Below are 13,193 nucleotides of genomic sequence, written 5' to 3' on the forward strand. Positions count from 1 at the left end.
CACGGAATTCCGGATACCTCCGCCTCCGTCGGATCCCCCAGATGATCGATCTGTCCGACATGACGAGCGCCGCCGTCGATGAGACGTCTTACAAGCGTGGGCACAACTATCTGACGCTCGTGGCCGATGCCAAACAACGCAAGGTCGTGTTCGTGACAGACGGTAGACCCGGATCTCAAGGGCCTGCGCTGGGCGTTGCTCAAGGACCGCGACCGGCTGAGCGTGGCCCAGCGCGCCGACCTCGATGCGCTGGTCGCCAACGTCACGACCAAGCGCACCGCCCGCGCTTGGCTCTATCGCGGGCAATTGCGCGGCATCCTCGATCGCAAGCAGATCAATGCCGTCTGCGCGATGCTCGAGCAGTGGTGTACGAACGTGATGCGCTCCAAGGTCGAACCCATGAAGGAGGTCGCACGCGTGGTCCGCAAACACTTCCACGGCATCGTCGCCTGGACCCAGACGCGTCAAACCAACGGCTTCCTGGAAACGCTCAACGGCCTGTTTCAGGCCGACAAACGACGCGCGCGGTTACGCCAATCTCACCACCATGCGTACCGTGCTGTTCTTGATCGCCGGTAGCTCGACTTTGCTTCGATCAACCCGCATGCCGCATAACCCACTCAAAATTCAACAGAGCCACAAAACAAGACTTGTCTTTGGTCTCGCGAATCGGACAAGAATTAATATATGCGCACGCTCTGACACTCGCAAGACACGAGTCTCGCTGTAGTGACATGCCTAGTCTTATTTGACGTGTCCTAGATCGGTCGCTAGTCCCATGTCTCGATTTGTAAGTGATTATTAAAATGCCGATCAACAAATATAGCTTGATAATCTCGATTTCGAAGCGGCTGATTTATTTATGCAAGACGAATCGCGGCACCTCGAAAATAGACGGGGATGTCGAATGGGCAAGTTCAGCGTGAGGACCGTTTTCGCGAACGGCAGGCCATTGTCCCTCGCAGGCATGAAGTGCGTCGCAACCACCGCCAATGCGATCGAATTGACCGGCATATGATCGCCAGGCGATGTACCTGATGGCGCGAGCTGTGCTCGGGCAAGACGGAAGTTAAAATATGGAGGGCTTGAACGGATCATGAATTGATGGTTTTTATTCAGTTCGCGGCGCGGAGTCGTAGACGGAGTCAGTGAATTTCTTCGTGAGTCTATTTAAAAGAAGCAATTCCAACAATTGGGTTGAATTACATGAACAAGGAAATGAATATCGTACGTATTTATCGGAACGCAGCATTCGTGGCTTTCGTCGCGGCGGCAGGGTCAGCGATGGCCGCCGACGGTGAAATCGCGTTCAACGGAAAAGTGCTGTCGACGACCTGCACGATCAGCGCGGGCGGCGGCGCAACCGGCGGCAAGAACATGACCGTCAAGCTGCCGAGCGTATCGGCGAGCGCGCTCGCGGCCGCTGGCGACGTGGCAGGCCGTACGCCGTTCTCGATCGTGCTTACCGGTTGCACGGGCGATTCGACGAAAGTGTCGACGGTGTTCGAGGCAAGCAGCACGGTCGATTCGGCAAGCGGCCGCCTGAACCTTGTGCCGGCTGGCGCCGACGACGCGGTCGCGAAGAACGTCCAGATTAACCTGCTGAACGCGTCGCAACAGCCGATTAAGGCCGGCGTTCCAGGTTCGCAGCAGAACTCGCAGGTCGTCCCACTGACGGACGGTGGTGCCACGCTGAACTACTTCGCCGAGTACTACGCAACCGGCAAGTCGACCGCCGGTTCCGCGAATTCGCGTATCCAGTACTCGCTCGACTATCAGTAAATCGCGCTCGTTGGGAAACCACGCGGCACCGCGCCGGGTGGTTTCCCGTTCCAATCAGCCCCGTTTTCAGGCGCGTTCCATCCGGAGTCGTGGCCTGGATACGATCTACCGAACGAGAGTGATCCATGAACTGGATAATGCCGAAATTCATGGCCGCGCTCGCGCTGAGCGCGACCCTGTGGGCTCCATGCGCGCAGGCTAGCGTCGTCATTACCGGAACGCGCGTGATTTTTCCGGGCGAGAACCGCGAAGTCACCGTGCGCCTGATGAACGACGGCGACGCGCCGGCGCTCGTTCAGGCGTGGATCGATACCGGCGACGAGAAACAGTCGCCGGAGCAGATCGCAGTGCCCTTCGCGCTGACGCCGTCGATGTTCCGCCTCGATCCCGGCAAGGGGCAGTCGCTGCGCATGCTCTACACGGGTGAACCGCTGCCAGCCGACCGCGAGTCGCTGTTCTGGCTGAACGTGCTGGAAGTACCACCGAAGGCGGACGCCAACGACGACGCGAACCGGATTCAGCTTGCGTTCCGCACGCGTATCAAGGTGATGTATCGCCCGGCGGGATTGCCGGGCAGCGCCGCCAAGGCGATCGACCAGCTGAGCTGGCGGATCGTCCCGCAAGCGGGCGGGCACGGCGTCGCGCTCGAGGCGACGAATGCTGGGCCATACATCGTCAACCTCGGCGTCATCGAGCTCGATGCGGACGGACGCAAGTACGCGCTGCAACCGGGCTTCGTCCGACCGCAGGATTCCGTCGCGTTTTCCGTCCCGGGGCTCAAGGCCACACCCGCCCGTGCGGTAGTCGAATACAGCGCCATCGACGACTGGGGCGTGATCAATCCGCCTAAGAAAAACAATATCGGCATCACGCCGCACGACTGATGCCGGCACGCACCCGCCGGCTCGATCGGGCCCGGCGCGCCCGAGAGACAACCGCTCTCCTCGAGAGTGTCTTAAGTGTTGCGTGCTACCAAAAAATTCGGGATAGACATGAGTCGGTTTCTGCATGGCGGCGCCGGTGCGTGTTCCGCGCCGCGCGTCAGCCTGCTCTATTCGGTAGTGCTATCGGCGATTGCCGGCTGGCACGCGTCCGCCAGCGCCGCGCCGGTGCCTTCGGTCGACGCCGAGGATAGGCAAACGGTAACGACACAGGTGGCAAGCGTCCAGTTCGACAGCGGCTTCCTGGCCGACAACGGGCACAACGTGGCGGACCTGTCGCGCTTCGAGAAGGGCAACGCAGTGCTGCCGGGTACGTACGGCGTCGACGTCTATGTCAACGACAACCTCGTCACGAACGCCCAAATCAAGTTTCGCGCATCCACGCGCACCGCCGACGCACAGCCGTGTTTCGACGATGTGCTGCTGCAAGATATCGGCATCGACCTCGAACGGTTGCAGCCGGACACGCTGGCGCAATTGCGCGACGAACGTGCCTGCATGGAGCTACCCGACGCAATTCCGGACGCGTCGGCCGCCTTCGCGTTCGACGAGCAACGGCTTCGCCTAAGCATTCCGCAAACCGCGCTGCGCCGCAGCCCGCGCGGCTACGTCGGCCCCAACCGCTGGGACGCAGGCGTGACGGCGGGCATGCTGAACTACAACGCGAACGTCTACACGCGCCGCGATGCCGGCGGCCCGACGACCACCCAGGGGTACGTCGGCCTGACGGCAGGCGTGAACCTCGGCAAGTGGCACTTCCGGCACGAAGGCTCGTACAACTGGGCGACGACGGGCGGCGGTAAGTATCAGGACATCGCGACCTATACGCGCCGCGATCTCGCGGCGCTGAAGGCGCAACTGACCGTCGGCGAATCGTATACGACCGGCGAGCTGTTCGATTCGACGCAATTCCGCGGCGTGCAGTTCGCGTCGGACGACCGGATGCTGCCGGAATCGATGCGCGGTTATGCGCCGGTCGTGCGCGGCGTCGCGAACAGCAACGCGAAGGTGACGATCCGCCAGAACGGCGTGACGATCTACGAGACGACGGTCGCGCCCGGCGCGTTCGAGATCGACGACCTGTATGCGACGGGCTACGGCGGCGACCTCAAGGTGACGGTGACGGAAGCCAACGGCGCGGTACACCAGTTCAGCGTGCCGTATGCGGCGGTGCCGCTGTCGTTGCGGCCGGGCGTTCATCGCTACAGCTTCGTCGCGGGGACGGTGCGCGATGCGCAGAGCGACCGCAATCCGCTATTCCTGCAGGGGACGTGGCAGCAGGGCATCACTAACCTGCTGACCGGATACGGCGGCCTGACCGTCGCGCCGGGCTATCTGTCGGTGATGCTCGGTAGCGCGTTCAATACGCGGTTCGGCGCGATCGGGATGGACGTCACGCAGGCCAGCACCTCGGTGCCGGGTGTCAGGCGCTTCAACGGCACGAGTGCACGCGTCAGTTATTCGAAGTCGATCACGCAGACGCAGACCGACGTGACGATCGCCGCCTATCGCTATTCGACGAGCGGCTATTTCGGGCTGAACGACGCGATGCTCGCGCGCGAACGCGTCGCGAACCAGGGCTCGATCGACTCGGTCGCGCGGCAGCGCAGCCGCGCGTCGCTGTCGATCAACCAGTCGCTCGGCGATCGCGGCGGCCGGCTGGCGCTCAACGTGTCCGCGCAGAACTACTGGAACCGCGGCGGTTCGGACGTCAGCTATTCGGCGTCCTATTCGAAGACGTTCCGCAACGTCAGCTACGGCGTGTCGGTGCTGCGCCAGCAGAACAGCATGGGCAGGAGCGAGACGCAGTACTACCTGAGCGCGACGATCCCGCTCGGCAAGACGTCGTCGACGATGGCGACGACGAGTTTCTCGCGCAACTCGACCGGTCAGATGCAGGCGCTCGCGACGTTGTCAGGCTCGGCGCTGCGCGACGATCGGATGTCGTACAGCGTGACGGCGGACCGCTCGTCCGGCGGCGGCCCCGCCAGCAACGACGGCAGCGGCACGATCGTGTATCGCGGCGCTTACGGCGAGGTATCGGCGACGGGGGGCGCCGGCACCGGGTATCAGCAGGGCTCGCTCGGCATCCGCGGCGGGGTGGTCGCGCATCGCGGCGGCGTGACGCTCGCGCAGCCACTGTCGGAGACCTTCGCGATCGTCAACGCGCCGGATGCGGCCGGTGCGCGTGTGCTCAATTCGCCGGGTGCGCGCATCGACGGGCGCGGCTATGCGGTCGTGCCGTACCTGACGCCGTATTCGATGAACGCGGTCGAGATCGATCCGGAAGGCCTGTCCACCGACGTCGAAATCAAGATGACGACGCAGCAGGTCGCGCCGCGCGCCGGCGCGGTCTCGCTGCTGTCGTTCCCGACGGTGTCGGGCAAGTCGGCGGTGATCGACGCGCGTCGCGCCGACGGCAGCGCGCTGCCGTTCGGCGCGGCAGTGGTCGATGCGGCGGGCAAGGAGATAGGCGTCGTCGGGCAGGGCAGCCGGATCTTCGCGCGCGGGCTCGACGACAACGGCACGCTGACCGTGCGCTGGAGCGAAGACGCGAACGCGCTGTGTTCGATTCGATATGCATTGCCGGTCGCGAAAAGCAGTGCGCGAAACAACGCCGTGCGGCGGTTCGATGCGGTATGCGTGGGGCCGTAACGATCGTCCTGGTTCGCTGACGAAGCGATCGGACGGATTTTCATGCGACGGCGCTGCCAGGCGATCCGTACGCGATTACCAGGAAAGAGGAAGTGAGATGACGATGACGATAAACGATGCGACGCGCGTAGGCCGTGTGCGTGCGCGACGCATGATGGTGCTGCTTGCTTTGGCGGCAGCCGGCACGGCAACGCCGTCCGCGTGGGCCTTTAGATATGTATTCAGAGGGGAGGTTGCGGTCCCGAAGAACGCGCCGACCGGGACCGTGCTCGCACGGGCCTACATCACAGATATTGATGCGGAGGAGTACTTGATGACGGACATTTACAACTCTGGATGGCCCTACACGAGAGACCCGACGGTTCCCACGACCGTGTCGGGTGTGTCGGCGCGTCTGCTGATCAATGGCCAGGCCTATGAAAACGGGCGCTTGCCCGGCGGGGCGATCAAAATGACGCAACCGCTCGAGGTGCAGTTGCTCGCCGACGGCAGGACGATCACAGGCGGCTCGTTGGATAAAAAGGGATCCTATTTCGATATCCACTTCTGGAATCCCGTCCGCGACTACCGCTTCCACGACTTGGTTTTCATGCTGGGGACGGTCAAGCCGATCGACGGCACCTGCTCGGTGCCGGCCCAGACCGTGAAGTTGCCCAACGTCTCGTTGAACAAATTCGGCGGCGTCGGTTCGACGGTCGGCTCACAGAGTTTCCAGATCCGCATCAACAATTGCCCAAGGGGATACAACCGAATAGGCTACACGCTCTCGCCGCGTGGCGGCGCAATCGCGAACGCGCCGGGCGTATTGCCGCTCACGACGGATTCGACCGCAAGCGGCGTGAAGATCCGGGTTGCCGACGACAAGGGCGTGCCCGCGGCCTTCGATACTTCCATCAAGGTGGACGACTACAGCAAGACGACGGGCGGTTCGTATGCGATCCCGATGCAGGCGGCCTACATCAAGACCGACGCGACGATCAAGCCAGGCACCGTGAATGGCGCGATGACCGTGCTGCTGGACTATCAGTGACGCCTGACGGCGTGGCGCGGCTTCGTGCGCGGCACCATTTTCGAGATGACGGTGTCGACTAGGATTGACGAGTTGGATGCTGGAATAGCCGATCCGATCGACTGAACGAAAATAATATCAAGATACAAGGCTCTGTTAGGTTTTGAGTAGGTTATGTGGCATGCGGGTCGATCGAAGCGAAGTCGAGCTTGCCGGCGATCAGGAACAGCACGGTACGCATGGTGGTGAGGTTAGCGTAACCGCGTGCGCGTCGTTTGGCGGCCTGAAACACGCCGTTGAGCGCTTCCAGTAAGCCGTTGGTTTGACGCGTCTGGGTCCAGGCGACGATGCCGTCGAAGTGTTTGCGGACCACTCGTGCGACCTCCTTCATGGGTTCGACCTTGGAGCGCATTACGTTGGTACACCACTGCTCGAGCATCGCGCAGACGACATTGGGTGCCCGAAACGACTTGCTCGAAGTGCTCGATGATCGCGTCGGAACGCGCTCCACGATTATTACGAGTCAACAACCGCTCGAACACTGGCATGCGCGCCTGCAGGATCCGTCGCTCGCCGACGCGATCCTAGATCGGCTCGTCCATCTAGCCCACAAGATGCCGTTGAAAGGCGAATCGATGCGAAAGACTAACGCCAAGTAGTCCTTCGCATCTTGATTGTGATCACCTTCGCCATGATCCATTGATCGCGAAACACCCCCTTCCAAACTGATCGCGTTCGCCGAAATGCGATCACCATCACCGAAATCCGCACTGAAGTCTGGAGGCCAGCGCGGGAGATCTATCGACGCTTCACGCGGCGGTCCCACGTCTAAGCCGCCCTGCTTAGTCAGGCACGTGCCGCGCGCGGTACGCGTAATAAACCTGAATCGTCGAAGAAACGGCAAGCAGCACCACACTCGCAATCCGAAGGAATTCGGCACTCGAGAAGCGGTCGCTAGCATGCGTCAATATCCAGCCGGCCAGCGCTGGTCCCAACGAAATTCCACCGACAGCGACGATATAATAGACGCCATTCATCTGCCCCGTCGTATCGAGCTTCGACATCACGCCGAGGATCATCGGATTTATGACCCAGTACGCAAATGCGAACAACAGCGAGGACGAAACGAAAACCAGCACCGATCGGGGCACAAAAATCTGCATCAACACTGCGAGACACAGTGCGACAAAAAACAGCGTGATGATTGGCGCCGATCCTTTGCGATCGCCAGCGAAGACCGCCATCGCGGACCCCACCGCACTCGCAATGGCCGACCAGCCGAGCACGGCGGACATCTGCGTGTGGCTGATTGCCGCGGTCTCCCCTAAGACCGAAATAAACGGCCAGAACGTCCCCACGCCGAGATAGAACACGCCGAACGTCACTGCGAGAATCGCTTTTTCGCCCAGCCCCAATTGCCGCTCGTTCACGGCCACTATCGCTTTTTTCTTCGCGACCTTTTCGTGGCTTTCTGGAACCCATGCGATCAACACGAGCGCGAGCGGAACCGTTCCGGCGAGAATCACGAAAATCGAATTCCCGCCGCAAAATCTGTCGATGAACGGCATCGAGAAGGCGGCCGCGGCGCCGTAAAGCTGGGTACTGGTCGAGTACAGCGCCGCAGTTTTGCCAGGCCGCCCCGACAGAGCAATCAGGATGCCGAGGCGCCCCAGACCAAAACCTGCGCCCAGGCCGGAGAGACAGCGCAGCCCATAGAGCATGACGCTGGGATCGTTCTTGAATGCCATACTGGCCAGATTCGCGACCATCAGCAGAGTGAGCGCAAAAAACAGGTACGATCGGCGGCGCAGTGCGAACGGAAACGCCGTGGCCAAAATACTGCCGGCGCTCGTCGAGATCATTTCGGCGGTCAGCAGATAGCCAGAAGTCGCCTTGTCGAAGCCGACAGACTGGACGAACGCTTGAATCACGAGCGGCTTGAGTGAAGAAGTCGCATGCCCCGCGATGCCAACAAGGACGATCGCAAGGACGGGCAACGCCGCGATGATGCCCGCGCGTGTCAAGACATGGGCTGACAGATCGACCAGCGCGGACTCGATTCTTTTCGTTACTGCAGGGTCACTCATTTCAAGCGTCTCCGGATGTGTTGTCGGCCGAATCAACTGCTTCGGATCATTTGTTCTTCCGCGCACGCGCGGCAGGCGCTGTCTGTGACGGACGTCCGTCACTGATATTCAGTTAGCCTGTTTATGCTGCGATCAGTCTGCCTGTATATTTTCGGTGCGTATGCTAGGGAATCTACTTAAATTGCGGCGACGGGAGGTCTGCCCGACCGAACCGCCCTTTTGTGGCGCCTTCTATTGCGGGTCGCGTGCGACCAGGTACGGGTGGAATCTCTTACTGCTTCAAAGCGCCTGCCATCTCTACGGTCGATGCAATCGTCGCTTGTTGTGAAGGCACTTCCTCGATCACAACCGTGTGGACCTGTTCGTCTGGATCGGTGCAGCCATCGCTTGCCACCACCAATTCGTAATCGCCATCAAAAGCCGTCTGGACGATGCACAGCACGACGAGGCTGGTCATCACGCCGGCAAGAACGAGCGTCGTGATACCGTTCGTGCGCAGCAGCCGTTCCGGATCGGTGCCCGTGAAGGCGCCAACGCGATGCTTGGCAATGCCGGGCTCCAGATCGCGCGGCGTGAGGTTTGGTGAATCCTTGCGCCGTCACCACCGGACGTAACGAGGCCGCTATCCGTCAGTTGCGAAAACAGCTTGTTGCGTGGGCTTATCTCCGGATAACGGGGCCGGAAGGTTACAACAACGTGAATCGTCAGTACGTCGGCCGCCGCGGCCGGCGCGACGAAATCGTCGAGAAGAGGCCGTGAAAATCCTGTTAGTCGAGTCGAGTAATAAGAACGCGCTAGTTGGCCGCCGGAAAGGCAACGGCTCTCCAGTTGCAGCCGGCGCCCATCAGCAGCAGAAAACAGGTTCGCATGAACACCGTCCCCATGCCGATCTGGCGCCAATGAGCGGCCCGGCCACCTGCCCGTTAAATTGCGGGGCCAGCGAGTAGCCCTTGACAGTCCCGACTAATTCATCGGGCACATCGTGCCGGATCACCGCTGCAATGCACGGGAAAAGCCCGCCAAGCGCGAGTCCCATGACGAAGCGCCGCCCAATAAGTTGCCACTGGTTCGTCACGAACGCCTGCGGGACTAGCAATAGGCCGGCGGACTCGAGCGCAAGAATAATCACCGTCGAATGGGCGACGCGATCGGAAGTCTTCCCGATCTGCGGCGCCGAAACGATGCCGCCTAGCGCACCAGCCGCCCTCACGAATCGCGCCGCTCGGATGATATAAGCACTGCTGTGTTCGGCACCATGAATCGCCGTCGCGAAATGCACGGTGATGATCGACTCGATCGACATTTTTTGCGACCATCAACTACAGGCCGCTGCCAAGCCTTGTTAGCACGACGCCCATGTTCAGTATCTGAACAACCGCCGTTTGTGGCGGCCGCCGACGCCGGCGACTTCGCGCAGCGCCCGGAGCAGGACAGCCGTTGCTACGGAGCCGATAAAGATCAGCGCGCCGGCCATCCAGAACGCCGCGCGGATGCCGATTAACGCCGGCAACGCACCCCGGCCAGCGAGCCGAGCAAGTTCCCGGCCATCACGCCGGAGGCGAGCACGCCGAGCGCCGATGCCACGCGATGCAGTGGCGTCTTAACGGCGGCCATGATCGTCGCGCCCGACGAACAATTACCCGCGATTCCGGCCGGCAACGGCAGATCGGCGAACCGCTCGATGTTCGTCGCGAGCCGCATCGGCGGCATCGGCAGCGCCATGCCGAGCGCTCCCGCGGACTAGCATCGGCGTGCGTCCATAGCGATCGCCCGACCGACCCCAGAGCGGCGCGACAAGACCCGCCGCCAGGAAGTTGGCGCGTACGCGATGGCCGCCCACTGCACGATCGATGCGTGGACTTTCACCCGAGCTGCTGCTCGACATAGTCCCTCAGAAATGGCAGACCCAGCGTCATCGCGAAGACGGTGGAAAATTATCCGAAGAAGCAGACCGCGAGATCGCGCTGCGAGTCTGGGTGACTCTCAGATTCCATCAAGTTGCGCAAATCCCGGTATGGGAAGACAAATAGGTATACCGAACTGAAAAAACTGATTCTGGACATAGATGCCGGCCCGGGGGAGCGCCTTAAGGAACGCCGCCTCGCGATGCAGCTCCAGATGTCGCGGACCTCCGTCCGCGCCCTGTTATTCAGACATGAGACATGGGGGCGGGTCGCCCGCAACGGCCGGTCCTCGATCGTGCCACCGATCGCTCTTGACGAGGTCGGGCTGCTGTTCGTCTATCGCGAAGTGCTCGAAGTAGCGGCACCGAGCTGGGCGGACCCGCGGTGAGCGCCGCCGAGCTGGCGGAAATGGAAGCCATCCTCGACGCCGTGCGTACGGACCGGAACCCGAGCAACGGGACAGTGCTGGCCTCCGATTTCACCTGTCGATCGGCGGTCTCGCGAACGAATTCATCAGTCGGGCAATGGCCGATTGCATGGCGCGCCTGCGTCGCGTTCGCTGGATCGAGATCGACGCCGAGCACTGAGCATCGAGCGGTACTGCACGCACTTCGCAACGGATAGGTCGATCGGGCGATCGAGCTGACGAAGCAGCATCTCAGCGCGGCGCGCGACCGATCGCTGGCACCCCTGAGCGCGGAACGACGAACTATGCGCGCGGCATCGTGATTTCGTGAGCGACGCGGCCCACGCGAAGGAGCCAGCAGTGCGTGTGTTACATTGATGCCGTTAACCTCGCTGCGCACGGACGCGCCGCATTCATGGCCAGTATTCACGGCCTAAAGTCAGTCCCTTCCACTATGAACGTCGATCGAGATTCCGTTGCAGAGTTAGCTTCCGTCGCCGAACTCGCATTCGAGCTTCGCGAAACCCTGGGCCGAGGTGCGAGGCTGATCCGGATCGAATCGGGTCCCCCGCTCTCGCAGCTCACCGTACTGGGTCATCTGCAACGCAAAGGCGCGATGAGCACGAACGACCTCGCGGCAGCCGAGCGCGTGCGCCCGCAATCGATGTCGCTCACGGTCCAGGCACTCGAAAAGGCAGGCCTCGTCGGACGCAAGCCGCACCCGACCGACGGCAGGACCACGCTGATCCAGCTGACGCGCAAAGGCACTAAAACGCTGCAGAACATCTTCGCGGAACGGGAGGACTGGCTGACCTCCGTGATCCTGGAACAGCTAACTGATAAAGAGCGCGAGGAACTGCATCGTGGTCTCGGCCTAATCCAGCGGATCATTCACAACCGGGAATAGATTAGCGCAGCGCCTCCAGCAGGTGCTCAGCGCCACTGACCTCGAACTTGCCCGGCGCGTCGACGTTGACCAGCGTGACGACGCCGTCGTCCACCACCATCGCGTAACGCTGGCTGCGCTTGCCCATGCCGAGCGCGCCCAATTCCTGCTCCAGTCCGAGCGCCCGCGTGAAATCCGCGTTGCCGTCCGAGACCATTTTCACCTTGCCCGTCGCCTGAAGATCCCGTCCCCACGCGTTCAACACGAACGCGTCGTTCACCGACACGCACCAAATCTCATCGATTCCCGCCGCGAATAACTGCGGCGCCGCGTCGACATAACCCGGCAGGTGCTTCGCAGAGCACGTCCGCGTAAACGCCCCGGGCAACCCGAAGATCACCACCCGTTTATTGGCAACGCGCTTTCGTACCCGGAAATCCATCGGACCAAATGAGCAGCCTCCGGCCGCCTCCTCGATGAATTCGAAAACACGCGCATCCGGCAACGTGTCGCCTACCTTGATCATGCTGTTTCCTTTCGCTGGTCAGTAAGCCTGAGCATCGTGCAGGCGCGGTTCGAACTTGTGCAGACAGCGCTGTACCGAATATTGCCTGCCGCTGTAACCGGCGAACGACTCCGGCACCTGCGATACGTAAACCGCGCCTTTCGAATCGATCGCAATCGCGTGCGCGGCGGGAAATGCGACGCCTTGCGAAGGCACTCCGCCAACGATCGAACCATCCGACATGCGTATCGTCACCCGCCCGGGCCACTCCTTTTCCGCCCTGCCGAGCCGCCACGACTTCAGGTCCGCCGGGCCGCGCGGGAGTTCGGTCACGTACACCCTGCCTTGCCGGTCGAAGGCGATATCGGTCGGCCGTCGAACGTCGTTCCACACATCCAGCAGTTCACCGTCAAAGGAGAAAATCTGGATTCGGTCGTTCTCGCGGTCGCACACCATCACGCGACCTTCGCGGTCGGTCACGACGCTGTGCGGAATGACGAAACAGCCGTCGCCAGCGCCGGGCCCACCCCACGACCGCAGCAACCGGCGGTCCGCGGAGAACCGGTGCACCCGACAGTTGCGGTAGCCGTCGCTGACGAACAGATCTCCGTCGCGGCCCGGCGCCACCTTGGTCGGTCGATTGAACGGCGGCCCGCCCCGCATCCCGTCGAGCGCGGCCTCGGCACCTTGTCCGCTGTCGTCGTAGCCCGTTTTCGAGGGTTCGCCGGTGCCGATCACTTCCAGCAGACGACCCGTCGGCTCGAAAATGAAGACCCGATGGGCGCCGTCGTCGGCGACGTAAACCGTATCGTCGTCGCCGATGGAAATGAGGTGCGGACGGTTGGAGAACCGGCCACTCCCCCAACGATCGACAATCGTGCCGTCGGGGCTCAGCACGGTAACGGGATCATCGCCGCGCCGCAGCACGTACACGCGATCGCGCGAATCAACCGCGACGCCAGTAACGTCTCCCATCCACGCGTCCTCGCCCCAGCCGGCGACTTCGTCGAAGGTCATA

Annotated in this window: 11 protein-coding genes and 4 pseudogenes; 8 read left to right on the top strand and 7 right to left on the bottom strand. The window is 62.0% G+C overall.

Going from position 1 to position 13,193, the window contains the following annotated elements:
* Window positions 1-44: 44 nt before the first annotated feature.
* The 5 genes and pseudogenes from SB786_RS25825 to SB786_RS25845 all read left to right on the top strand — a co-directional run.
* Window positions 45-615, top strand: a pseudogene (locus SB786_RS25825) (transposase); the annotation flags it as partial.
* Window positions 616-1,284: 669 nt separating this feature from the next.
* Window positions 1,285-1,782, top strand: coding sequence for a fimbrial protein (locus SB786_RS25830; protein ID WP_410729963.1), 498 nt, complete (start codon window positions 1,285-1,287; stop codon window positions 1,780-1,782).
* 125 nt (window positions 1,783-1,907) lie between these two features.
* On the top strand, window positions 1,908-2,666 hold the full coding sequence (locus SB786_RS25835; RefSeq protein WP_410729964.1) for a molecular chaperone: 759 nt from the start codon (window positions 1,908-1,910) through the stop codon (window positions 2,664-2,666).
* Between the two features lie 108 nt (window positions 2,667-2,774).
* Entirely contained in the window at window positions 2,775-5,378 is a 2,604-nt protein-coding gene (locus SB786_RS25840) for a fimbria/pilus outer membrane usher protein (RefSeq protein ID WP_410729965.1), read from the top strand.
* Window positions 5,379-5,475: 97 nt separating this feature from the next.
* Window positions 5,476-6,408, top strand: a complete 933-nt coding sequence (locus SB786_RS25845; RefSeq protein WP_410729966.1) for a fimbrial protein — start codon at window positions 5,476-5,478, stop codon at window positions 6,406-6,408.
* A gap of 151 nt (window positions 6,409-6,559) precedes the next feature.
* On the opposite strand, the pseudogene SB786_RS25850 reads toward SB786_RS25845, so the two are convergent.
* A pseudogene (locus SB786_RS25850) lies at window positions 6,560-6,841 on the bottom strand (transposase); the annotation flags it as partial.
* A 4-nt stretch (window positions 6,842-6,845) separates the two neighbouring features.
* Between SB786_RS25850 and SB786_RS25855 the strand changes: the two are divergent.
* Window positions 6,846-7,046 (top strand): annotated as a pseudogene (locus SB786_RS25855) (ATP-binding protein); the annotation flags it as partial.
* Between the two features lie 183 nt (window positions 7,047-7,229).
* Here the strand turns inward: SB786_RS25855 and SB786_RS25860 are convergent.
* The 4 genes from SB786_RS25860 to SB786_RS25875 form a co-directional block, all read right to left on the bottom strand.
* On the bottom strand, window positions 7,230-8,474 hold the full coding sequence (locus tag SB786_RS25860; protein WP_410729967.1) for an MFS transporter: 1,245 nt from the start codon (window positions 8,472-8,474) through the stop codon (window positions 7,230-7,232).
* 271 nt (window positions 8,475-8,745) lie between these two features.
* A complete protein-coding gene (locus SB786_RS25865) occupies window positions 8,746-9,036 on the bottom strand; it encodes a cysteine hydrolase family protein (protein WP_410729993.1) in 291 nt (96 codons plus the stop codon).
* A gap of 282 nt (window positions 9,037-9,318) precedes the next feature.
* Entirely contained in the window at window positions 9,319-9,777 is a 459-nt protein-coding gene (locus SB786_RS25870) for an MFS transporter (protein ID WP_410729968.1), read from the bottom strand.
* 194 nt (window positions 9,778-9,971) lie between these two features.
* Complete coding sequence (locus SB786_RS25875; protein ID WP_410729969.1) at window positions 9,972-10,196, bottom strand: hypothetical protein; 225 nt, start codon at window positions 10,194-10,196, stop codon at window positions 9,972-9,974.
* Window positions 10,197-10,472: 276 nt separating this feature from the next.
* Between SB786_RS25875 and SB786_RS25880 the strand changes: the two are divergent.
* Both SB786_RS25880 and SB786_RS25885 read left to right on the top strand, forming a co-directional pair.
* Window positions 10,473-10,613, top strand: a pseudogene (locus SB786_RS25880) (GntR family transcriptional regulator); the annotation flags it as partial.
* A 586-nt stretch (window positions 10,614-11,199) separates the two neighbouring features.
* A complete protein-coding gene (locus tag SB786_RS25885) occupies window positions 11,200-11,691 on the top strand; it encodes a MarR family winged helix-turn-helix transcriptional regulator (RefSeq protein WP_410729970.1) in 492 nt (163 codons plus the stop codon).
* Between the two features lies 1 nt (window position 11,692).
* Here the strand turns inward: SB786_RS25885 and SB786_RS25890 are convergent, their stop codons facing one another.
* Both SB786_RS25890 and SB786_RS25895 read right to left on the bottom strand, forming a co-directional pair.
* Window positions 11,693-12,196, bottom strand: coding sequence for a peroxiredoxin (locus tag SB786_RS25890; protein WP_410729971.1), 504 nt, complete (start codon window positions 12,194-12,196; stop codon window positions 11,693-11,695).
* An 18-nt stretch (window positions 12,197-12,214) separates the two neighbouring features.
* Window positions 12,215-13,192, bottom strand: coding sequence for a peptidyl-alpha-hydroxyglycine alpha-amidating lyase family protein (locus SB786_RS25895; RefSeq protein ID WP_410729972.1), 978 nt, complete (start codon window positions 13,190-13,192; stop codon window positions 12,215-12,217).
* Window position 13,193: the final 1 nt, after the last annotated feature.

It is taken from the genome of Burkholderia sp. SIMBA_062 (genome assembly GCF_046534765.1).
Taxonomy (GTDB): domain Bacteria; phylum Pseudomonadota; class Gammaproteobacteria; order Burkholderiales; family Burkholderiaceae; genus Burkholderia; species Burkholderia ambifaria.